The organism is Nocardioides marmorisolisilvae, assembly GCF_003725775.1.
Taxonomy (GTDB): domain Bacteria; phylum Actinomycetota; class Actinomycetes; order Propionibacteriales; family Nocardioidaceae; genus Marmoricola; species Marmoricola marmorisolisilvae.
The window spans coordinates 1,627,986-1,648,788 of record NZ_RJSG01000002.1 but is presented as its reverse complement, the minus strand read 5'-3'; the positions used below and the strand labels follow the sequence as shown (position 1 = coordinate 1,648,788).

The following is a 20,803-nucleotide window of genomic DNA, read 5'->3' as shown; positions in this document are numbered from 1 at the left end:
GCGGGGAGAATGGCTGCATGCCCCTGTACAGCGACGAAGCGGTCGTGCTCCGCACGCGCAAGCTCGCTGAGGCGGACCGGATCATCACGCTGCTCACCCGCGACCACGGCATCGTCCGCGCGGTGGCCAAGGGCGTACGCCGGACCACGTCGCGGTTCGGGTCGCGGCTGGAACCGTTCACCCACGTCGACCTCCAGCTGGCCGAGGGTCGCAACCTCGACGTGATCACCCAGGCGGTCACCCGGGCACCGTTCGGCGAGGCGATCAGCGCCGACTACGACCGCTACACCGCGGCCTCGGTGATGCTCGAGACGGCCGAGCGGCTCGTCGCGGAGGAGCGGGAGCCGTCGGTCCAGCAGTACCTGCTGCTGATCGGTGGGCTGCGCGCGATGGCCGCGGGGGAGCACCGCGCCGGCGACGTGATGGACAGCTTCCTGCTGCGCTCGCTCGCGGTGGCCGGCTATGCGCCGTCGTTCTCGGACTGCGCGCGCTGCGGTGCGCCCGGACCGCACCGGGCCTTCCACCCGGAGTCCGGTGGCGTGCTCTGTGCCGACTGCCGGATGCCGGGCTCGGCGCAACCGGCGGCGGCGACGCTGGTGCTGCTCGGGGCGCTGCTCGCCGGGGACTGGGGCACCGTCGACGCCGCGGGTGACCGGGAGCGTCGCGAGGCCCGAGGCCTGGTGGCGGCGTACCTGGCCTGGCACCTCGAGCGCGGTCTGCGATCGTTGCCCTATGCGTCGTCGTAGTCGCGCCACGTCGGCGCGGGTCGTCCGGGCCCCGGAGCCGCACCCGAGCGGTGCCCGTCCACCGGCCATCCCCGCGGACCTGGTGCCCGAGCACGTCGCCGTGATCATGGACGGCAACGGCCGGTGGGCCAACCAGCGCGGGCTCCCGCGGACGGCGGGACACGAGCGCGGTGAGCAGTCGCTGGTCGAGGTGGTCAAGGGCGCCATCGAGATCGGGGTGAAGGCGATCTCGGCGTACGCGTTCTCGACCGAGAACTGGTCGCGCTCGCCGGAGGAGGTCCGCTTCCTGATGGGCTTCAACCGCGACGTGGTCCGCCGCCGGCGCGAGGAGCTGCACGAGCTCGGGGTCCGGGTCCGCTGGGCCGGGCGCGAGCCGAAGCTGTGGCGCTCTGTCATCAAGGAGCTCCGCGTCGCCGAGGAGCTGACCGCCGACAACGATGTGCTCACCCTGACGATGTGCGTGAACTACGGCGGTCGCGCCGAGCTGGCCGACGCCGCCCGGGCGATCGCCCGCGACGTCGCGGCCGGGAAGCTGAACGCCGAGAAGGTCGACGAGCGCACCTTCGCCCGCTACCTCTACGTCCCCGAGTGCGCGGACGCCGACATGGTCTGGCGCACCTCGGGGGAGGAGCGGCTGAGCAACTTCATGCTCTGGCAGGCGGCGTACTCGGAGTTCGTCTTCACCGACGTGCTCTGGCCCGACGTCGACCGGATCGAGTTCTGGAAGGCGGTCGAGCTCTACGCCCGCCGCGACCGCAAGTTCGGTGCTGCCATCGACGCACCCGTCGAGGGTTCTTAGCGAACTGGCTGAACCATGCCGTCGGCTGCATTCCGAGCAGGTCCCGAAGATCTCCAGGGTGTGGCTCACGTCGGTGAAGCCGTGCTCGCCGGCGACCGCGCGGGTCCACTTCTCGACGGTCGGTCCCTCCACCTCGACGGTGCGCCCGCAGCTGCGGCAGACCAGGTGGTGGTGGCTGTCGCTGCACTTGCGGTAGGCCGCCTCCCCGGCGTCCGAGCGGAGCACGTCGATCTCGCCGGCGTCCGCCATCGCCTGGAGGGCGCGGTAGACGGTCGAGAGCCCGACGTTGTCGCCGGCGGCGCGCAGCGACTCGTGCACCTGCTGGGCGGTGCGGAACTCGCTGCACTCCTCCAGCACGGCGGCGACGGCCTTGCGCTGCCGGGTCGGCCGGAGGCTCTCGCCGAACCCGACGCTCACGTGTCCTCGCACTCTGCCGCGCTGGCGGGGACCTCGGGTTCGGTCACGTGGTGCACGTGGTCACCGTGGTGGACGATGCCGTGCTCCTCGTCCAGCGCGGCGTGCTGCCGTTCCAGGACGTGGTTGAAGTACGCCCGGATCAGGGGCCACAGCACGCCCAGCAGCAGTCCGTCGAACAGGAGCGTGAGGGTCAGTTCCACGGAGACGTGCGCGGGGTCGGTGAGGATCGACCAGTACTCGTGCAGGAATCCGCCGCCGTGGGCTTCTTCGAGAGGAATGAACATGACAATGATTCTCAATTGAAATGAGAATCATTGTCAAGTCACGTCAGCGCGACCGGCGCGTCGGCCGCCTTCACCAGGTCCACCGTGGGCTTGCCCGGCACCTCGTCGGCGAGGAACCAGCGGAACGCGAGCATGCCGCGCTGGTTGTCCAGGGTGGTGACCGCGTTCGGGTGCGCCAGCTGGGTCCGCGCGACCACGATCGTGATGCTGCCGTCGGAGTTCTTGACCGCGGTGTGGTTGTTCAACGAGGTCTTGCCGTCCGCGGCGTTGTGGCCGGCCATGTACTCGGTCCACGGCATGAAGTTCCAGAACCGGAAGCTGTTCGGCGGGGTGTAGGTCAGCACCAGCGCCTCGTCCGGCTCCAGGTCGTAGGAGCCGAAGCAGTACGTCGCGTCGGTCGCCGACCAGCCGAAGTTGAAGTCGGGGACCCGGTACGGCTCGGCGACCATATTCACCCCGTCGGGGGTCTCGTGACCGAGGCCCAGACGGTCGGAGTCGGTGCGCTCCTTGATGGTCATCGGCACGATCATGAACATCGTGCGCATCCAGGCCAGCGTCGAGCGCAGCGCCTGGGCGGTGGCGGCGTCCGACCGGGTGACCGGCTCCGGCTCGTCGAGGCACTCGATCTGCCACTCGACCGGGACGCCGGTCAGCGGGTCCGCCTGGTAGTCGCGGGTGAGTGCGGCCGCGGTGTCCGGGGTGAACTGGATCCACGGGCCGTCATACCCGTCGGGCTTGTTCGCGCCGAGGTAGAACGAGAAGCCGCCGTCGGCGTCGAAGGTGAGGTCGGAATCGTTCACGACGCCGATCACCTTGTCCGACCAGGCGCCGGGCGCCGGCTCGTTGTAGACGGTCACCGAGAAGTAGGCGCTGTCGTTGCGCTTGCCCCAGACCCGGTAGGTGCGCTCGGGATCGAAGACGCAGAACGCGTACGCCGCGTCGGTGTTGTCGCCTCCCCAGCGCCGGTCGCGCCGGAACGGGGTCACGGTGTCGACCCAGACCGGTCGGCTCGTCTCGGGGTAGAGGTAGATGTCCAGGCCGACGCCGAGGATGGTGGCCAGCATCCGGTAGCCGTTGACCACCCCGGTCTCGGTGGTGACGGCGCGGTCGCCCTCGAGGAAGGCGGCCTGCAGCTCACCGAGCCCGGAGAGCAGCTCGTTCCAGGCGGCGGTGGACTCCCAGGTGTCGGTCATGTGCGCGTGCCTTCCGTGATGCCCTCGTGCGAGAGCAGGGCGGTGATCCGGTCGACCCAACGATCGTCCAGGTCGTCGGGGTGGAGCAGCAGGGCGAAGAACGCGGCGCCGGCCACCAGGTCGAGCAGCGGCTGCTCGATCCCGCCGAGCGCGTCGGAGAACCGCAGCAGCAGGGCGCGGTGCAGGGTCGGGTCGGCGGTGATGGCGGCGACCAGTCCGGGGGCGGCGGCGCGGGCAACCGGGTGGGCGAACGCCGCCAGCGATCCGGCGACCAGGTCGCGCACGTCCGGAGCCGTGTCCGACGGTGCCCGCGGGAGGGTCAGGTCGGCGGGGAAGGCCGCCTCGTGCACCAGGTGGGCGAGCGAGGGCCAGCGCCGGGCGAGGGCCGGCCGCGTCGTGCCGGCCCGCTCGGCGACCGCGGTCAGCGACAGCCCGGTCCAGCCGACCTCGAGGAGGAGCTCGCGGGTCGCCGACAGGACCGCCTCGTCGATGCGCGCATCCCGCGGTCGACCGGAGGTCTGTTCAGAGGCTTCCGTCTGTGTCACCATTCCGATGCCGACTGTAACGGAATGGTGAGGAGACCGGAAGATGCCCGATGTCGTGAGGTTGACCGACCTGGCCGTCCCGCAGTTCTCCGACGACGTGAACGCGATCTTCGACGTGATGGGCACCATGGCCGACGGTCTGCGCCTGGACGCCGACCAGCTGCACGCGCTGGCGTCCGAGCAGACCGGCCTGAGCGACTTCGGCGCGCGCGACTACAGCGCGCGGCTCGAGGTACTCCTGGCCGCGCTGCGCGAGGTGGACGACCTGACCCCGGGTGGACTGCTCAACCTGCACAGCCAGGTGCTGCAGATGCTCAAGAACCGGCTGCGCCTGGTCGACCTGCTCGCCCGCAACCCGGAGATCGCCGCCAGCGAGCTCGTTCCTCCGCTGGTGATCGCCGGCCTGCCGCGGACCGGGACGACGCACCTGCACAATCTGCTCTCCGCCGCTCCGACGTACCGGTCGCTGCCGTACTGGGAGAGCGTCGAGCCGTTCCCGGCGCCCGAGGAGGGGGCGGACATCGAGCCGCGGCGCGAGCGCACCGGTCAGGCGACCTGGTTCGCCGACGAGGCGATGCCGTACTTCAAGCGGATGCACGAGATGACGACCGACCACGTGCACGAGGAGATCCAGCTCCTCGCCAACGACTTCTCGACGATGTTCTTCGAGACCATCGCCGAGGTGCCTGCCTGGCGCGACCACTACCTCGCGAGCGACCAGACCCCGCACTACGCCCACCTGCGGCTCCAGCTCAAGGCGCTGCAGCACCTGCGCGGCGGCGGTCCCCGCTGGTTGCTCAAGTCCCCGCAGCACCTCGAGCAGCTGCCGGTGCTGAACGCCGTCTTCCCGGATGCCACGGTCGTCATCACGCACCGCGACCCGGTCGCCGTCACGGTCTCGATGGCCACGATGGTCGCCTACACCGCACGGATGCACCGCACCCCGGTCCCGGTGGAACGGATCGGCGCCTACTGGGCCGACCGCATCGAGCTGATGCTCGGCAGCCTGGTCCGCGACCGCGACGTCCTCGACCCCGAGAGGTCCGTCGACATCCGGTTCGCCGACTTCATGGCCGACGACCTGGCGACCGCGCGATCGGTGGTCGAGCTCTCCGGCGAGCCCGTCACCGCCGAGGCCGAGGCGGCGATGCAGGCCTACCTGGACGGGCACCAGCGCGACCGGCACGGCCGGATCGACTACCGCGCCGAGGACCTCGGCCTGGACGAGGACGACCTACGCCAGCGGTTCTCCGGCTACCGCGCGCGGTTCGGAGTCTGACCTCACCTGGTAGACCGGGACCGGAGCGCTGAGGCCCTTCAGGGCGATCTCGCCGCGCGGAAGTGTCCTGCCCTCGCCCAGAGCGACGGCGACCCGCTCGTCGAGCAGGATCGCGCCGGCCTCGGCCTGCGCGCACAGCCGCGCGGCGAGGTTCACCGCGGTGCCGACGGCGGCGTACTCCATCTGGGCGATCTCGCCGATCGCTCCGACGGTCACCCGACCGGAGGCGATCCCGATGCCGACACCGAGCGGGTGCAGGTCGGTGGCCCAGCGTCCGGTGACCCGCGCCGCGGCCCGTTGCGCGTCCTCGGCCAGCGCCACTGCGGCCCGTTCGTGGTCGTCGCGCGCGATCGGTGCGCCCACCAGGATCATGATCCCGTCACCCGCGTAATTGTTGATCATCCCGTCGTGCCGGCCGACGCAGCCGGCGATCGCCTCGTGGTAGTCGCGGAGCAGCTCGATCACGGCCTGGCTCGGGATCGCCTCGGTGTACGCCGTGAACCCGCGGAAGTCGATGAAGATGACCGAGAGGGTCAGCTCCTGGGCCTGCATCACCGCGTTGAGTCCGCGCAGACGCACCATCTCGGTGACCTGGGGGGAGAGGAACCGGGAGAGGAAGGCAGCCCGCTCGCCCTCGGCGACGCCGTAGGTCACGACGCCGAGCAGGAACAGGACGAACGCCGTCGCGTACGCGACGATCGAGGCCTCGCGCGGGAGCACCAGGCTCAGCAGGAGCGGGGCGACGGCGACGCTGTAGACCCGCGCCCGGCTCCGCTCCCCGGGGTCCAGGTCCTGGCGTGCCAGCGTCGTCCAGGCGACGAGGAGGAAGGCGCAGCTGGCGGTGAGCGGTGCGCCGAAGAGCCAGAACTCGGAGTCCGTCCACGCATCCGAGGCGTCCAGGGCGTAGACGAAGTGGTTGAGGAACCGGGCGGGCTCGACCAGGGCGAGGACGTACGTGGCCAGCCCGAGCGCGCAGCCGGCGGCCGCGGACCGGATCACGATCTGCCGGGCGCGGTCGGTGGCGGCAGCCGTCGTGACCAGGTGCCGGATGTAGATCGGCGTCGAGACGTACAGGCCCATCAAGGGCAGCACGTACAGGCGGTCCCCGACCGTGATGGCCGCCGGGTCTGCCTGGCCGGCCACGAGAGGAGTGGTCGCGGCGAGGGTCCCGGCGAACAGCCATGACGCCGCCATCGCGAGGTCGCCGCGGGTCTGGTGGCGCGCCAGCAGGATGGCGGCGAGCGCGATCGACATCCCGCCGATGACCGTGTTGGCGAGGAACTCGTGGAACAAGCGGTCGTCCATGGCAGCCCCCTGGGTGCGCCCCGAGAGAGTGGTACCTGGCCTCAACGTACGCTGCGCGCATGCTCGTCGTGAACAGGTTCCGTGGCGATGACGCCCTGCGTGCCGACCTCGAGACGGCGCACGCAGCGCTCGCGGACCGCCCGGGGTACCTCGACGGGACGCTCGGCCGCAACGTCGACGACCCCGGCCTGTGGGTGCTGGTGACCCGCTGGCAGGACGTGGGCAGCTACCGGCGGGCGCTCTCGTCCTACGAGGTGAAGCTGACCGCGGTGCCGGTGCTGAGCCGCGCGATCGACGAACCGAGCGGCTACGAGCTGGTCGGCGAGAGCGAGCTGAATACCGCCGTGCCCCGGGACACCGACGCTCGGTAGGGTTGCACCTCGCCCGCCGGCAGCCAGTCGGCAGACTCCTAGGAGAGCAGAACCGTGGCCAAGGCGCCCGCTTCCACCGTTGACAACGTCGTCTCCCTCGCCAAGCGGCGCGGTTTCGTCTTCCCGTGCGGGGAGATCTACGGCGGCACCCGCTCCGCCTGGGACTACGGTCCGCTCGGCGTGGAGCTGAAGGAGAACATCAAGCGCCAGTGGTGGCGCTCGATGGTGCAGTCGCGCGAGGACGTCGTCGGACTGGACTCCAGCGTGATCCTGCCGCGGCAGACCTGGGAGGCGTCCGGCCACGTCGCGACCTTCACCGACCCGCTGACCGAGTGCCAGTCCTGCCACAAGCGTTTCCGGGCGGACCACCTCCAGGAGGAGTACGCCGAGAAGAAGGGCCTCGACGACCCGGACTCGGTCGACCTGGCCACGCTGGCGTGCCCCAACTGCGGCACCCGCGGCGCCTGGACCGAGCCGCGCCAGTTCTCCGGCCTGCTCAAGACCTTCCTCGGCGTCATCGAGGACGAGTCCGGCCTGCACTACCTGCGCCCGGAGACCGCCCAGGGCATCTTCCTGAACTTCGCCAACGTGGTGACCTCCAGCCGCAAGAAGCCGCCGTTCGGCATCGGCCAGATCGGCAAGAGCTTCCGCAACGAGATCACCCCGGGCAACTTCATCTTCCGCACCCGTGAGTTCGAGCAGATGGAGATGGAGTTCTTCGTCAAGCCCGGCGAGGACGAGGAGTGGCACCAGTACTGGATCGACGAGCGCACCCGCTGGTACGTCGAGCTGGGGATCGAGGCAGACAACCTGCGGCACTACGAGCACCCGAAGGAGAAGCTCAGCCACTACTCGAAGCGCACCGTCGACATCGAGTACCGGTTCAACTTCGCCGGTTCGGAGTGGGGCGAGCTCGAGGGCATCGCGAACCGCACGGACTTCGACCTGAAGACGCACAGCGAGCACTCCGGGACCGACCTGCGCTACTACGACCAGGCCGCCGACGAGCGCTACTTCCCCTACGTCATCGAGCCGGCCGCCGGTCTCTCGCGCAGCCTGATGACGTTCCTGGTCGACGCCTACACCGAGGACGAGGCGCCGAACACCAAGGGCGGCGTCGACAAGCGCACCGTGCTCCGGCTCGACCCGCGCCTGGCCCCGGTCAAGGTCGCGGTGCTGCCGCTGAGCCGCAACGAGGACCTCTCGCCGCGCTCGAAGGCGCTGGCAGAAGAGCTGCGCCAGTACTGGAACGTCGAGTTCGACGACTCCGGCGCGATCGGCCGCCGCTACCGCCGCCAGGACGAGATCGGTACGCCGTTCTGCGTGACCGTCGACTTCGACAGCCTCGAGGACGGTGCGGCCACCGTCCGCGAGCGTGACTCGATGAGCCAGGAGCGGGTCTCCCTGGAGGGCCTGCGCACCTGGCTCGGCGAGCGCCTGGTCGGCTGCTGATGCGCCCGGGCGCGGCGGTTCGGGCCACCTCGGCCGCTCCTGCCGTGCAGAATGTCCGGGTGATCTCGCGCGCACTTCGTCCTGTTCTGGCCACCACGGCGCTGCTCGTCGGTGCCCTGGTCCTCGCGGGCTGCGGGGGAGATGCGACGCCGCAGTCGAAGGCGACCGAGACCCCCGCGAACACCCAGACCCAGGTCCCGGTGCCGGACGGGGTCACGCTGACGGCGTACGGCACCGAGCTCAAGTTCGGGGACTCCGCGACCGTCGCCTACGCGCCGAACGACCAGCGCAAGTCGGTGCTCGACCTGACCGTCCTCTCGGCCGTGCAGGGCACCATCGCCGACCTGTCCGGCTACTCGCTGGAGGAGCGCACCAAGGCCTCGACGCCGTACTACGTCCGGGTCTCGGTCAAGAACGTCGGCACCGGTGACGTCGGACGCACCCCGATCCCGCTGTTCCTGGTGGACAATCGGAACACGCTGATCTCCGCGTCGAGCTTCACCAACACCTTCAAGAAGTGCCCCTCGGTGCCGCTGCCGACCACCTTCGGCCCGAACGCGACGCTGTCGACCTGCCTGGTCTTCCTCGCGCCCGACCACGGCACCATGACCGGGGTGAGCTTCCGCGCCGTCCAGGCGAACGCGCCGATCCTGTGGAAGGGCGTCGTGAAGGTCCCGGCGACCAAGAAGAAGGCGTCCTGACCTCCGCTGCTGCCCCGCCCCTGGCACTCGGACCGGTCCGGGTGGAGACCCCGGTGGTGCTGGCGCCGATGGCCGGCATCACCAACGCGGCGTACCGACGGCTCTGCCGCGAGCAGGGCGCCGGCCTCTACGTCTGCGAGATGATCACCAGCCGTGGCCTGGTCGAGGGTGACGCCACCACCAAGTCGATGCTGGTCTTCGACGAGCTCGAGGACGTGCGCTCGGTCCAGCTCTACGGCACCGACCCGGCCTACGTCGGCAAGGCCACCGAGATCCTCTGCGCCGAGTACGGCGTGGCCCACGTCGACCTGAACTTCGGCTGCCCGGTCCCGAAGGTCACCCGCAAGGGTGGCGGCGCGGCGCTGCCCTGGAAGCGCAACCTGCTCGGCGAGATCCTCACCGCCGCGGTCTCCGCCGGCGCCCGGTACGGCGTACCGGTGACGATGAAGACCCGGATCGGGATCGACGAGGACCACCAGACCTACCTGGACGCCGGCCGGATCGCCGAGGAGTCGGGCGCGGCTGCGATCGCCCTGCACGGGCGGACCGCGATCCAGGGCTACTCCGGCACCGCGGACTGGGCTCCGATCGCCGAGCTCGTCCAGCACGTCGACATCCCGGTGCTCGGCAACGGTGACATCTGGGAGGCCTCGGACGCGGTCCGCATGGTCGCCGAGACCGGTGCCGCAGGTGTGGTCGTCGGCCGTGGCTGCCTCGGCCGGCCGTGGCTGTTCCGGGACCTCGCCGCAGCCTTCGCGGGCGAGACCGTCGCGGTGCTCCCGTCGCTGGGCGAGGTGCGCACGATGATGTACCGGCACGCCGAGCTGCTGGCCCAGCACATGGGTGAGGAGCGCGGGTGCAAGGAGTTCCGCAAGCACGTGTCCTGGTACCTCAAGGGCTTCAGCGCCGGGGGAGAGCTGCGGCACGCGCTGGCGCTGGTCAGCACGCTGGCCGAGCTCGACCGGCTGCTCGAGCAGCTCGATCCCGACGAGCCGTTCCCGACCTCGATCCTGGGCGCGCCGCGCGGGCGCCAGGGCTCCCCGCGCAAGCGGGTGGTGCTCCCCGAGGGCTGGCTCGACGACGCCGACGGCACGGGTCTGCACCTGGCTGAGGACATCGACGAAGTCTCCGGCGGCTGATGTGAGACGGGCCATGCCTGCCCGCTCAGCACGACCAGACCACTGACCGGTATGCCCTGGTATGCCGGGAGTCAGATTGGTCTTCCGGTATCGGAACGTGTTCTCATGGAGCGGCCCGTCCCTCCCCAGCAGCATCCGGGCAGACCTGTCGTCGACGTGAGGAAAGCACGTGACCCGAGGCAACCACAGCCTCAAGCCACGCGGCTCCAAGACCCGCCGCCTCGCCGTGATCTCGGCACCCCTGGTGACCTGCGCGGTCGTCGGTGTGGGCGTCGCGATCTCCGACGGCGCGATCAGTACGGTCGACCTGTCCTCGCGCTACTCCGCCGCTGACGTCTCCGCGGCACTCGGCCCGCGCACGAACGGCGTCTCGCGCGACTCGGACCGGACCTCCTCCATCGGAGCCGTGGTCTCCGCGGCCACCCTGCCCCAGGCCCGCGGCCGACGTTGGACGACGACCAAGGTCGACCTGCGCACCGCACCCAGCCGGTACGCCGCGGTGCACTCCGAGGTCTCCGCGCTCAAGCGCCTGTCGGTGACGGGTCTGCACCGCAACGGCTTCTCGCAGGTTCTCGTCGGGCGCCAGGCGTTCTGGGTGACCTCGAAGTTCCTGGCCACCAAGAAGCCGGTGGTCGTGGCCGCGATGAAGGTCGTCGGCAAGCCCTGCCCGGCGCACAGCAGCACCGAGAACGGGCTGACCCCGCAGGCCATCACCGTCTTCCGTGCCGTCTGCAACGCCTTCCCGCAGATCACCTCCTACGGCGGGTACTCCCCGCACGGGGAGCACAGCAGCGGCAAGGCGATCGACATCATGACCACCGACGTCACGCTCGGGACCCAGATCGCTGAGTTCCTGCGGGCGCACGCCGCCGAGCTGAACCTGTTCGACGTGATCTGGCGGCGGCACATCTTCACCCCGGAGCGCGCCGGAGAGGGCTGGCGGCTGATGCCGAGCCGCGGTTCGGCCAACGCCGACCACATGAACCACGTCCACGTCTCCGTCAACTGAAAACGGCGGGCGGGAACAGGCCCGACCCACCTAGGGTTGGCCCACTGTGAGCTCTCCTGCCGTGACCGACATCGCCGCTGGTGATCCGTCGCGGACCACCCTGATGGACGGCTTCCGCGTTCTCGGGGTGGCGATCCGGCGCGAGCCGTGGATCTTCACGGTCTCCACGCTCGGCAGCATCCTCTTCGGTGCGCTGACCGTCGCCGACGCCTGGGTGCTCGGCTGGTCCACCGACCACGTCGTGCTGCCCGCCTTCGAGGACGGCCACATCCGGGGCGGCCTGCTGCTCACGGTGCTCGGCCTGTTCGTCGGCGTCGCGATCCTGCGCGCGGTCGGCATCGTCGCGCGGCGCCTCGGAGCCGGCGTGATGCAGTACCGGATGCAGGCGGCGTACCGGCGCGAGGTCACCGCCCAGTACCTGGCGCTGCCGATGTCCTGGCACCAGCAGCACCCCACCGGCCAGCTGCTCTCCAACGCGAACGCCGACGTCGAGGCGGCGTGGGCGCCGATCGCGCCGCTGCCGATGGCGGTCGGCACCATCGCGATGATGGTGATCGCGATCGTGCAGATGCTGCTCGTCGACCTGAAGATCGCGGCGGTCGGTCTGATGGTCTTCCCGCTGGTCACCCTGGCGACGCTCACCTACCAGTACTTCTCCTCACCGCTGTTCACCCGGATCCAGGCGCTGCGCGCGGAGCTCTCGGAGGTCGCGCACGAGTCGTTCGACGGCGCCATGGTCGTCAAGACCCTGGGGCGGGAGGCCGAGGAGACCGAGCGGTTCGCCGCGAAGGCCAACCAGCTGCGCGACCTCGGCATCCGGGTCGGGCGGATCCGGGCCGCCTTCGACCCGTTGCTCGAGGCGATCCCCAGCCTCGGCGTGCTCGGTGTGCTGGGTGTCGGCGTCTACCAGATCCGGCACGGCCACGCGGATGCCGGCGACGTCGTCACGATCGCCTACCTGCTCACCATCGTGGCCTTCCCGATCCGCTCGATCGGCTGGCTGCTCGGGGAGTTCCCGCGCTCTGTGGTCGGCTTCCGCCGGGTGCACCGGGTCCTGGACGAGCCCGTCGAGGTCACCTACGGCACCGCGGCGCTCGGGCACACCGCCCTCGGCGCCCGTCTGGAGGTCGACGACCTCGACTTCGCCTACGTGCCGGGCCAGGAGCTGCTGCACGAGCTGTCCTTCGTCGTCGAACCCGGTCGCACCGTCGCGGTCGTCGGTGAGACCGCGTCGGGCAAGAGCACCCTGACCACGCTGCTGACCCGACTCGTCGACCCGGACGCCGGGCGCGTGCTCGTGGATGGCACCGACCTGCGCGACCTCGCCCCGGGCGAGCTGGCTGGTCAGGTGGCGCTGGTGCCGCAGACGGCGTTCCTGTTCGACGACACCGTCCGCGGCAACGTCGCCCTCGGTGAGGACGTGCCCGACGAGGAGGTCTGGGAGGCGTTGCGGACCGCGCAGGCGGACGGGTTCGTGGCCGCGCTGCCGCACGGCCTGGACTCCCGTCTGGGGGAGCGTGGCACCACGCTGTCCGGTGGCCAGCGGCAGCGCTTGTCGCTGGCCCGGGCGCTGGTACGCCGCCCCCGGTTGCTGATCCTGGACGACGCCACCTCGGCGGTCGACCCCGAGGTCGAGGCCCGCATCCTGGCGGCGATCCGCGCCGACCGGTCCGGGGACGCGGTCGCCGCCTCGACGATGGTCCTGATCGCCTACCGCAAGGCGACGATCGGGCTGGCCGACGAGGTGCTGTTCCTCGCGGACGGCCGGATCGCCGACCGGGGACCTCACGACGCGCTGCTCGAGCGCAACCCGGACTACGCCCGCCTGGTCAACGCCTACGAGGCCGCTCCGGAAGGAGCCGTAGGTGGGCAGCGCCATGAGTGATCGCGTGGCCACCGCGGGCACCGCGCTGGACTCCGGTGAGGAGATCTCGGCCTGGGAGACGATCCGGCTCGGCGCGGCCATCTCGCCCGAGCTCAAGGAGGGCTTCGGCGGAACGGTCGCGCTGGCGCTGCTCGGCACCGCCGGCCGCGTGGTCGTTCCGATCGCCGTCCAGCAGACCCTCGACAAGGGCGTCAACGGCCCGCACGGCATCGACATGGGCTTCGTCGGGATGATGGCGGTGGTCGCCACCATCGCCATGGTGGTCACCGGCTTCTCGTCGTACCTGATGACGGCGCGGCTGTTCACCACGGCCGAGAAGGGCCTGGCGACGCTGCGGATCAAGGCCTTCCGGCACGTCCACGACCTGCCGCTGCTCACCCAGAACACGGAGCGCCGCGGGGCGCTCGTCTCCCGCGTCACCAGCGACGTCGACCAGGTGAGCCAGTTCCTCGTCTTCGGCGGGGTGATCGGCATCGTCAGCATCGGCCAGGTCCTGGTCGCGACCGTGATCATGCTGTTCTACAGCTGGCAGCTGACCATCGTCGTGTGGGTCTGCTTCGCGCCCCTGTTCCTCTCGTTGCAGTACTTCCAGCGCCGCCTCTCCGACTCCTACGCCGTGGTGCGGCGGATGGTCGGGCAGATGCTCGCCGCGGTCTCCGAGCCCGTCGTGGGCGCGGTGGTCGTCCGGACCCACGCGATCGAGGGCCGCACCCAGGCCCGGATCAACGAGTCGATCTCCGAGTACCAGGCGGCGAGCACCCGGGCGCAGGGCCTCACCGCGTTCTCCTTCTCGCTCGGGGGCGTCTCGGCCGGCCTGGCCAACGCCGGCGTACTGATCTTCGGCATCTGGCTGGGACAGGGCCATCTCTGGGCCAGCGGGGTGACCTCGGGCGAGGTGCTGGCGTTCGCGTTCCTGGTGACGCTGTTCGTCAGCCCGGTGCAGATGGGCACCCAGGTCCTCACCGACGCCCAGAACGCGATCGCCGGGTGGCGTCGCGTGATCGGCATCCTGGAGACCCCGGCCGACCTCGACGACCCCGGACCGGCTGGCGTGCAGCTGCCTCACGTGCCGTTGTCGGTCACCTTCTCGCACGTCGACTTCGCCTACCCCGGTGGACCGCCGGTGCTCCGCGACGTCGACGAGGAGATCCTCGCCGGCACGCGCGTGGCCGTCGTGGGGGAGACCGGATCGGGCAAGACCACCTTCGCCAAGATCCTCACCCGGCTGATGGACCCGACGTCCGGAACCGTGCTCCTGGCCGGCCACGACCTCCGCGAGGTCGACTTCGCCTCGCTGCGCCGCCGCGTCGTGCTCGTCCCCCAGGAGGGCTTCCTGTTCGACTCGACCCTGTACGCGAACGCGGCGTACGGCGACCTGGACGCGACCCCGGACGACGTGCAGCGGGCGATCGTCGAGCTGGGTCTCGGCGACTGGCTCGCCGGCCTGCCGCTCGGTCTGCAGACCCGCGTCGGGCAGCGCGGGGAGTCGATGAGCGCGGGGGAGCGTCAGCTCGTCGCCCTGATCCGCGCGCACCTCGCCGACCCGGACCTGCTGGTGCTCGACGAGGCCACCAGCGCGGTGGACCCGGCGCTGGAGATGCGGATCGCCCGGGCGCTGGAGCTGCTGATGTCCGGGCGGACCAGCGTCACCATCGCGCACCGGCTCTCGACCGCCGAGAACGCCGACGAGGTGATCGTCTTCGACAAGGGTGTGGTGGTGCAGCGGGGACGGCACCCGGACCTGGTCGCCGAGGGCGGCGTCTACGGGCGGCTGCACTCCTCGTGGGTGGCTCAGCAATCGACGTGACGCGGCTGGGATACTGGAGCCCGTGAGCTCCCTGGACCCCGCCATCGCCGCCCGGCTCAAGCGCAACGACGCCGGCCTGGTGCCTGCCGTCGTGCAGCAGCACGACACCGGCGAGGTGCTGATGCTCGGCTGGATGGACGACGAGGCGCTGCACCGCACCCTGACCACCGGCCGCGGGACCTTCTGGAGCCGCTCGCGCAACGAGTACTGGGTCAAGGGCGAGACCTCCGGTCACGCCCAGCACGTCGTCGAGGTCCGGCTGGACTGCGACGGCGACACCCTGCTGGTCAAGGTCGACCAGGAGGGACCGGCCTGCCACACCGGCGACCGGACCTGCTTCGACGCCGGGCTGCTGTCCGCCGATGCCTGAGTCGGGCGAGCCGAAGCAGCCGACCCGCTTCGGGCCGGTCGTGCTGGCCGGGCTGATGACGGCCGCCCTGGCGGCGGTCACCTCGGCGAAGGCCTGGGTCCGGCTCGACCTGCCGGCCAGTGCCCGGGTTGGTCTCACCGCGGACGACCTGAGGGCTGACTCGCCGCTCGCGCTCGCGCTGTCGCTGGTCGTGCTGGCGGCGTGGGGTGTCGTGCTGGTGAGCCGTCGCTGGGCGCGGCAGGTGGTGCTGGTGATCGCGCTGCTCGCGGACATCGGCGTGCTGGCCTGCCTGGTGCGAGCGCCCGGGGACCTGCCGGACCAGATCCGCACCCAGCTGTCCCTCGGCCACGCCGGCTCCGCGTCGCCGACGGCCGCGTACTGGGTCGCGCTGGTGGCCACCTTGCTCGGCCTGGTCGCGATCGGTCAGGGCGTGCGCTACGCACCCCGTTGGCCGGAGATGAGCAGTCGGTACGACGCGCCGACGGGCGCCGGCTCCGACGGCCCCGGAGACGACGTTCGCGCCGAGGATCTCGCCGACCGGGAGCTCTGGAAGGCCATGGACGAGGGTCACGACCCGACCGAGCGCTGAGTCCCACTAGACTGTGGCCCGCCCGCGAGGGCACCCCTGCAGACCGCACCGAGCAAGGAGTCATCCGACATGGCCGACAACCACGGCAACACCCCCGCAGCCTGGACCGCCGTCGTCATCGGTCTGGCCGCCTTCGTGGTCGGCGGCATCGGTCTGATGGTGTCCTCGATGCCGGTGTTCTGGGTCGGGGTCGCGCTCGCGCCGGTCGCGCTCGTCACGCTCTTCGTGATGGCGAAGATGGGGCTGCACTCCAGCTCGCACTGATCTCGACGCGGGCTGACCGGATTTCCGGTTGTCCCGGCGTGAGAACCTGTTTCTGGCAACGGCGCCGCTTCCCCCCTCCGCGGATCCAGTGAGGCTTTCCATGTCTGTGCTCGACGAGATCGTTGCGGGTGTGCGCGCCGATCTGGCCGTGCGCCAGGCAGAGGTCTCCGAGGCCGCGCTCCGGCAGCGGCTCGCGGACGTCTCGCCCGCGCTGGACCCGATGCCCGCCTTCCGCGCACCCGGCCTGTCCGTGATCGCCGAGGTCAAGCGTCGCTCGCCCAGCAAGGGCGACCTCGCCGAGATCCCCGATCCCGCTGCCCTCGCCGGCGCCTACGCTGCCGGTGGCGCTGCCGCGATCAGCGTGCTCACCGAGCAGCGGCGCTTCTCCGGCAGTCTGGCAGACCTCGAGGCCGTCCGGGCCGCGGTGCCGACGCCGCTGCTGCGCAAGGACTTCATGGTCACCGAGTACCAGGTGCTCGAGGCGCGTGCCGCCGGTGCTGACCTGGTGCTGCTCATCGTCGCGGCCCTCGACGACGCGACCCTGCGCGGTCTGCACGACCTGGCGCGCGGGCTCGGGATGACCGTCCTGGTCGAGGTGCATGACGAACCCGAGACCGAGCGCGCTCTCGCTGCCGGTGCCCAGCTGGTCGGCGTCAACGCGCGCAACCTGAAGACCCTCGAGGTCCACCCCGAGGTCTTCGGCCAGCTGGTGAAGGTGCTCCCCGACGACGTCGTGAAGGTCGCCGAGTCCGGCATCTCCGGTGTCGACGACGCCGCGCGGTACGCCGCCGAGGGTGCCGACGTGGTGCTCGTCGGCGAGGCGCTGGTCAAGGACGGCGACCCGACGGCTGCGGTCGCGGCGATGCGTTCCTCCGGGGGAGGTGTGCGATGAACGATCCCATGAACGGGCACGGACCCGACGAGCGCGGCCAGTTCGTCAGCGGCGACGTCGCCTGGGGCGGTCGCTACATGCCCGAGGCCCTGATCGCCGAGCTCGACGAGCTCACCCGGGTGTGGACCGAGGCGATGGTCGACCCGACCTTCACCGGAGAGTTCCAGCGGATGCTCGCCGAGTACGCCAACGTGCCGAGCCCGCTCTACGACGCGACCCGGATCTCCGAGCAGGCCGGCGCCCGCATCCTGCTCAAGCGCGAGGACCTCAACCACACCGGGGCGCACAAGATCCGCAACGTGCTCGGGCAGGCGCTGCTCGCCAAGAGGATGGGCAAGACCCGGATGATCGCCGAGACCGGGGCCGGCCAGCACGGGGTCGCCACGGCCACCGCTGCGGCGTACCTGAGCCTGGACTGCGTCGTCTACATGGGCAAGGTCGACACCGAGCGCCAGGCGCTGAACGTGGCGCGGATGAACCTGCTCGGCGCCGAGGTGGTCGCGGTCGACTCCGGCAGCCAGACGCTGAAGGACGCGATCAACGAGGCGATCCGCGACTGGGTCGCCACCGTCGAGCACACGGCGTACTGCTTCGGCACTGCGGCCGGGCCGCACCCGTTCCCGGCGATGGTGCGGGACTTCTGCCGCGGCATCGGGGACGAGGCCCGCGCGCAGGTCCTCGAGCTGACCGGCGCGCTGCCCGACGTCGTGACCGCCTGTGTCGGCGGCGGCTCGAACGCGATCGGGATGTTCACCGCGTTCCTCGACGACGAGGTCCGCATCGTCGGCTTCGAGGCCGGTGGCGACGGGGTGGACACCGACCGGCACGCGGCGACGATCTACGCCGGCGAGGCGGGCGTGCTGCACGGCGCCCGCACCTATGTGCTGCAGGACGAGGACGGCCAGACGATCGAGTCGCACTCGATCTCGGCCGGCCTGGACTACCCGGGCGTCGGTCCGCAGCACGCCTACCTCGCCCACACCGGCCGCGCCGAGTACCAGCCGGTGACCGACGCCGAGGCGATGGACGCGCTCGCGCTGCTGGCCCGCACCGAGGGGATCATCTGCGCGATCGAGTCCGCGCACGCGCTGGCCGGATCGCTGCGACTGGCTGCGGAGAACCCGGGGTCGACGATCCTGGTCAACCTCTCGGGTCGCGGCGACAAGGACATGGGCACCGCGATCGAGTGGTTCGGATTGGGCAGGCCGCAATGAGCGTCACCAGCACCGCGACCGCGTTCGAGCGGACCCGCGCCGAGGGCCGGGCCGCCCTGGTCGGGTACCTGCCGGCCGGGTACCCCGACGTCCCCGGCGCGATCGAGGCGCTGAAGGTCATGGTCGAGGCCGGCTGCGACATCATCGAGATCGGCCTGCCGTACAGCGACCCGGTGATGGACGGTCCGACGATCCAGGCGGCAGCGCAACAGGCGCTCGAGGGCGGCATCCGGACCGCTGACGTGCTGCGCACGGTCGAGGCCGTTGCCGCGACCGGTACGCCGACGCTGGTGATGACCTACTGGAACCCGATCGAAAGGTTCGGGGTCGAGCGGTTCGCCCAGGGCCTGGTCGATGCCGGCGGAGCCGGGCTCATCACTCCCGACCTGACGCCGGACTCCGCGGCACCCTGGATCGAGGCCGCCGACGCGCGCGACCTCGACAAGGTGTTCCTGGTCGCACCGTCCTCGACCGACGAGCGGATCGCGATGACCACGGCCGCCTCCCGCGGCTTCGTCTACGCGACCGCGGTGATGGGCGTGACCGGAGCGCGCGCCAGCACCTCCGACCTCGCCGGACCGCTGGTCGCGCGCGCCAAAGCCACCACGAACCTGCCGATCGGCGTCGGCCTCGGCGTCTCCAACGGCACCCAGGCAGCCGAGGTCGCCGGGTACGCCGACGCCGTGATCGTCGGCTCGGCCTTCGTCCGCACCCTGCTGGACGCGGGCACCGACCGCCAGGCCGGGCTGGCCGCGCTGCGCAAGCTCACCGAGGACCTGGCCGACGGGGTACGTCGTGGTTGATGCTCGTCGCGTTCGTCTCGGGGTCGCGGGGATCGTGGCCGGAGCACTGCTCCTCACCGGCTGCGGCGGTGGCGGCGGCAACGGCGTCACCATCAGCACGCCGGGCAACCACGGCTACCACGGCATCTACCTGGACGAGGCCTACCAGCTGCCCGCCACCGAGCTCACCGACACCGCCGGCAAGCCGTTCTCGCTCGCGAGCCAGAAGGCCCCGGTCAAGATCGTCTTCTTCGGCTACTCGCACTGCCCGGACATCTGCCAGATCGTGATGAGCACGATCGCCAGCGCGCTGGCCAAGCTGGACGCGAAGCAGCGGGCCGAGGTGCAGGTGTCCTTCGTGACCACGGACCCCGCCCGTGACACCGAGAAGGTGCTGCGCACCTACCTGGACCGCTTCAACCCGTCGTTCGTCGGCCTCACCGCTCCGCTGGCGAGGATCGACGCGGCCGGCAAGCCGCTGCACGTGTCGATCGAGGACGGCCAGAAGCTTCCCAGCGGCGGCTACGAGGTCGAGCACTCCACCTATGCGTACGGCGCCGTCGGCTCCGACGTGCGGGTGATCTGGGACCAGGACACCTCGCCGAGGTCCATGGCCACAGACATCATCAAGCTGCTCAAGACGAAGGAGACCGCGTGATCGCCGACCTGGTGCTCGCTTCCATCCCCAGCCCGTCGCAGGGTGTTTGGCACATCGGCTCGATCCCGGTGCGCGCCTACGCGCTGTGCATCATCCTCGGCGTCGTCGCCGCGGTCTGGCTGGGGGAGAAGCGCTGGATCGCCCGGGGTGGTGCTGCCGGTCAGGTCGGCGACATCGCGCTCTGGGGTGTCCCGTTCGGTCTGGTCGGCGCCCGGCTGTACCACGTGATCACCGACCACGACCTGTACTTCGGCGCCGGCAAGGACGCCGTCGGAGCGCTGGAGATCTGGCACGGCGGACTCGGCATCTGGGGCGCGATCGCCGGTGGTGTGCTCGGCGGCTGGATCGGCGCGCGCCGGCACGGCATCAAGCTGCGCCCGATGCTGGACGCGCTCGCTCCGGCGCTGCTGCTCGCCCAGGCGATCGGCCGTTGGGGCAACTACTTCAACCAGGAGCTGTTCGGGAAGCCGACCAGCAAGCCGTGGGGTCTGGAGATCGACCCGGCGCACCGTCCGGACGGCTACGCCGACTCGACCACCTTCCACCCGACGTTCCTCTACGAGTGCCTGTGGAACCTGTCGGCGATGGGCGTGGTCATCTACCTCGACCGCAAGCTCCGGCTCGGGTTCGGACGCTGCTTCGCGCTCTACGTGATGGCCTACTGCCTGGGTCGCGGCTGGATCGAGTACCTGCGCATCGACAACGTCGAGTACAACGACGTGCTGGGTCTGCGGCTGAACGTGTGGACCTCGATCGTGCTGTTCACCGGCGCGCTCATCTACTTCGTGCTGGCCGGCCGCCGGCACCCGGCCCCGGTGACCCGGGAGGAGTCGGTCTACCTGCCCGGTCGCGCGCCGGCCGAGGACGGCGCGACCGCCGCCGACGTCGCTGGTGAGGACGAGGCTGGTGTGGCCGCTGAGGCGTCCGCCCCCGCTCAGGACGAGGCTTCCGTCACGCTTCCAGCACCCGAAACCGAGTAGGGGTTCCCCGCTCGCCTCCTGTAGGCTGAACCTTCCGCATGGGCCAGTGAAGTCCTGTGTCGGCATGCTTCCACCGCCGCACCGTGCCGGACCCTGAGCCAGGGATCGTCTCGCGTGCGCAC

The 20,803-nt window shown here is 70.7% G+C and carries 22 protein-coding genes and 1 pseudogene; 18 read left to right on the top strand and 5 right to left on the bottom strand.

Annotated features, from left to right (window positions below; genetic code table 11):
* Window positions 1–17 precede the first annotated feature (17 nt).
* On the top strand, window positions 18–746 hold the full coding sequence (gene recO, locus EFL95_RS12070; protein ID WP_123234195.1) for a DNA repair protein RecO: 729 nt from the start codon (window positions 18–20) through the stop codon (window positions 744–746).
* Window positions 733–1,545, top strand: coding sequence for an isoprenyl transferase (locus tag EFL95_RS12065; protein ID WP_123234194.1), 813 nt, complete (start codon window positions 733–735; stop codon window positions 1,543–1,545). The genes recO and EFL95_RS12065 overlap by 14 nt, the downstream gene beginning before the upstream one ends.
* Before the next feature lie 60 nt (window positions 1,546–1,605).
* Here the strand turns inward: EFL95_RS12065 and EFL95_RS12060 are convergent.
* The 4 genes and pseudogenes from EFL95_RS12060 to EFL95_RS12045 all read right to left on the bottom strand — a co-directional run.
* A pseudogene (locus tag EFL95_RS12060) lies at window positions 1,606–1,962 on the bottom strand (Fur family transcriptional regulator); the annotation flags it as partial.
* Window positions 1,959–2,246 carry a hypothetical protein gene (locus EFL95_RS12055; RefSeq protein WP_123234193.1) on the bottom strand — a complete coding sequence of 96 codons (288 nt, stop codon included), beginning with the start codon at window positions 2,244–2,246 and terminating at the stop codon, window positions 1,959–1,961. The pseudogene EFL95_RS12060 and the gene EFL95_RS12055, both read right to left, overlap by 4 nt.
* A 38-nt stretch (window positions 2,247–2,284) precedes the next feature.
* Window positions 2,285–3,439 (bottom strand): DUF1214 domain-containing protein, encoded by a 1,155-nt coding sequence (locus EFL95_RS12050; RefSeq protein WP_123234192.1) that lies wholly within the window; start codon window positions 3,437–3,439, stop codon window positions 2,285–2,287.
* Complete coding sequence (locus tag EFL95_RS12045) at window positions 3,436–3,984, bottom strand: TetR/AcrR family transcriptional regulator (protein ID WP_221176374.1); 549 nt, start codon at window positions 3,982–3,984, stop codon at window positions 3,436–3,438. Before EFL95_RS12045 ends, EFL95_RS12050 begins: the two co-directional genes overlap by 4 nt.
* Window positions 3,985–4,027: 43 nt before the next feature.
* Here EFL95_RS12045 and EFL95_RS12040 point away from each other — a divergent pair, with 43 nt between their 5' ends.
* Window positions 4,028–5,263: a sulfotransferase family protein gene (locus tag EFL95_RS12040; protein ID WP_123234190.1), complete on the top strand. Its 1,236-nt coding sequence runs from the start codon at window positions 4,028–4,030 to the stop codon at window positions 5,261–5,263.
* Here EFL95_RS12040 and EFL95_RS12035 read toward each other — a convergent pair.
* A complete protein-coding gene (locus tag EFL95_RS12035) occupies window positions 5,219–6,568 on the bottom strand; it encodes an adenylate/guanylate cyclase domain-containing protein (protein WP_123234189.1) in 1,350 nt (449 codons plus the stop codon). The two genes, EFL95_RS12040 and EFL95_RS12035, sit on opposite strands and share 45 nt — an antisense overlap.
* Window positions 6,569–6,627: 59 nt before the next feature.
* Here EFL95_RS12035 and EFL95_RS12030 point away from each other — a divergent pair, with 59 nt between their 5' ends.
* The 15 genes from EFL95_RS12030 to lgt all read left to right on the top strand — a co-directional run bounded on the left by EFL95_RS12030 (window position 6,628) and on the right by lgt (window position 20,681).
* Window positions 6,628–6,939 (top strand): antibiotic biosynthesis monooxygenase family protein, encoded by a 312-nt coding sequence (locus EFL95_RS12030; protein WP_123234188.1) that lies wholly within the window; start codon window positions 6,628–6,630, stop codon window positions 6,937–6,939.
* 54 nt (window positions 6,940–6,993) lie between these two features.
* Window positions 6,994–8,391 carry a glycine--tRNA ligase gene (locus EFL95_RS12025; protein WP_123234187.1) on the top strand — a complete coding sequence of 466 codons (1,398 nt, stop codon included), beginning with the start codon at window positions 6,994–6,996 and terminating at the stop codon, window positions 8,389–8,391.
* 59 nt (window positions 8,392–8,450) lie between these two features.
* Entirely contained in the window at window positions 8,451–9,092 is a 642-nt protein-coding gene (locus EFL95_RS12020; protein ID WP_123234186.1) for a hypothetical protein, read from the top strand.
* 41 nt (window positions 9,093–9,133) lie between these two features.
* Window positions 9,134–10,231: a tRNA dihydrouridine synthase DusB gene (dusB, locus tag EFL95_RS12015; protein WP_342773200.1), complete on the top strand. Its 1,098-nt coding sequence runs from the start codon at window positions 9,134–9,136 to the stop codon at window positions 10,229–10,231.
* Window positions 10,232–10,400: 169 nt separating this feature from the next.
* Entirely contained in the window at window positions 10,401–11,240 is an 840-nt protein-coding gene (locus EFL95_RS12010; RefSeq protein ID WP_123234185.1) for a VldE C-terminal domain-containing protein, read from the top strand.
* Window positions 11,241–11,286: 46 nt separating this feature from the next.
* Window positions 11,287–13,125, top strand: a complete 1,839-nt coding sequence (locus EFL95_RS12005; protein WP_342773199.1) for an ABC transporter ATP-binding protein — start codon at window positions 11,287–11,289, stop codon at window positions 13,123–13,125.
* Window positions 13,118–14,932 (top strand): ABC transporter ATP-binding protein, encoded by a 1,815-nt coding sequence (locus tag EFL95_RS12000; protein ID WP_123234944.1) that lies wholly within the window; start codon window positions 13,118–13,120, stop codon window positions 14,930–14,932. Before EFL95_RS12005 ends, EFL95_RS12000 begins: the two co-directional genes overlap by 8 nt.
* A 22-nt stretch (window positions 14,933–14,954) precedes the next feature.
* Window positions 14,955–15,302, top strand: a complete 348-nt coding sequence (gene hisI, locus EFL95_RS11995; RefSeq protein ID WP_123234184.1) for a phosphoribosyl-AMP cyclohydrolase — start codon at window positions 14,955–14,957, stop codon at window positions 15,300–15,302.
* A complete protein-coding gene (locus EFL95_RS11990) occupies window positions 15,295–15,891 on the top strand; it encodes a Trp biosynthesis-associated membrane protein (RefSeq protein WP_123234183.1) in 597 nt (198 codons plus the stop codon). The genes hisI and EFL95_RS11990 overlap by 8 nt, the downstream gene beginning before the upstream one ends.
* Window positions 15,892–15,960: 69 nt before the next feature.
* Window positions 15,961–16,155, top strand: coding sequence for an HGxxPAAW family protein (locus EFL95_RS11985; protein WP_123234182.1), 195 nt, complete (start codon window positions 15,961–15,963; stop codon window positions 16,153–16,155).
* Window positions 16,156–16,255: 100 nt separating this feature from the next.
* Window positions 16,256–17,047 carry an indole-3-glycerol phosphate synthase TrpC gene (gene trpC / locus EFL95_RS11980; RefSeq protein WP_123234181.1) on the top strand — a complete coding sequence of 264 codons (792 nt, stop codon included), beginning with the start codon at window positions 16,256–16,258 and terminating at the stop codon, window positions 17,045–17,047.
* 8 nt (window positions 17,048–17,055) lie between these two features.
* Window positions 17,056–18,261 carry a tryptophan synthase subunit beta gene (gene trpB / locus EFL95_RS11975; RefSeq protein ID WP_123234180.1) on the top strand — a complete coding sequence of 402 codons (1,206 nt, stop codon included), beginning with the start codon at window positions 17,056–17,058 and terminating at the stop codon, window positions 18,259–18,261.
* Window positions 18,258–19,064 (top strand): tryptophan synthase subunit alpha, encoded by an 807-nt coding sequence (trpA, locus tag EFL95_RS11970; RefSeq protein ID WP_123234179.1) that lies wholly within the window; start codon window positions 18,258–18,260, stop codon window positions 19,062–19,064. Before trpB ends, trpA begins: the two co-directional genes overlap by 4 nt.
* Complete coding sequence (locus EFL95_RS11965; protein ID WP_123234178.1) at window positions 19,057–19,701, top strand: SCO family protein; 645 nt, start codon at window positions 19,057–19,059, stop codon at window positions 19,699–19,701. The genes trpA and EFL95_RS11965 overlap by 8 nt, the downstream gene beginning before the upstream one ends.
* The gene (lgt, locus tag EFL95_RS11960; protein WP_246004918.1) at window positions 19,698–20,681 is read left to right on the top strand and encodes a prolipoprotein diacylglyceryl transferase; all 984 of its coding nucleotides are present in this window, start codon (window positions 19,698–19,700) and stop codon (window positions 20,679–20,681) included. Before EFL95_RS11965 ends, lgt begins: the two co-directional genes overlap by 4 nt.
* Window positions 20,682–20,803: the final 122 nt, after the last annotated feature.

Bases quoted from the DNA above. Each gene is read 5' to 3' on its own strand.
- recO (WP_123234195.1), top strand. From the start codon at position 18: ATGCCCCTGTACAGCGACGAAGCGGTCGTGCTCCGCACGCGCAAGCTC.
- EFL95_RS12065 (WP_123234194.1), top strand. From the start codon at position 733: ATGCGTCGTCGTAGTCGCGCCACGTCGGCGCGGGTCGTCCGGGCCCCG.
- EFL95_RS12055 (WP_123234193.1), bottom strand. From the start codon at position 2,246: ATGTTCATTCCTCTCGAAGAAGCCCACGGCGGCGGATTCCTGCACGAG.
- EFL95_RS12050 (WP_123234192.1), bottom strand. From the start codon at position 3,439: ATGACCGACACCTGGGAGTCCACCGCCGCCTGGAACGAGCTGCTCTCC.
- EFL95_RS12040 (WP_123234190.1), top strand. From the start codon at position 4,028: ATGCCCGATGTCGTGAGGTTGACCGACCTGGCCGTCCCGCAGTTCTCC.
- EFL95_RS12035 (WP_123234189.1), bottom strand. From the start codon at position 6,568: ATGGACGACCGCTTGTTCCACGAGTTCCTCGCCAACACGGTCATCGGC.
- EFL95_RS12030 (WP_123234188.1), top strand. From the start codon at position 6,628: ATGCTCGTCGTGAACAGGTTCCGTGGCGATGACGCCCTGCGTGCCGAC.
- EFL95_RS12000 (WP_123234944.1), top strand. From the start codon at position 13,118: ATGAGTGATCGCGTGGCCACCGCGGGCACCGCGCTGGACTCCGGTGAG.
- EFL95_RS11990 (WP_123234183.1), top strand. From the start codon at position 15,295: ATGCCTGAGTCGGGCGAGCCGAAGCAGCCGACCCGCTTCGGGCCGGTC.
- EFL95_RS11985 (WP_123234182.1), top strand. From the start codon at position 15,961: ATGGCCGACAACCACGGCAACACCCCCGCAGCCTGGACCGCCGTCGTC.
- trpC (WP_123234181.1), top strand. From the start codon at position 16,256: ATGTCTGTGCTCGACGAGATCGTTGCGGGTGTGCGCGCCGATCTGGCC.
- trpB (WP_123234180.1), top strand. From the start codon at position 17,056: ATGAACGGGCACGGACCCGACGAGCGCGGCCAGTTCGTCAGCGGCGAC.
- trpA (WP_123234179.1), top strand. From the start codon at position 18,258: ATGAGCGTCACCAGCACCGCGACCGCGTTCGAGCGGACCCGCGCCGAG.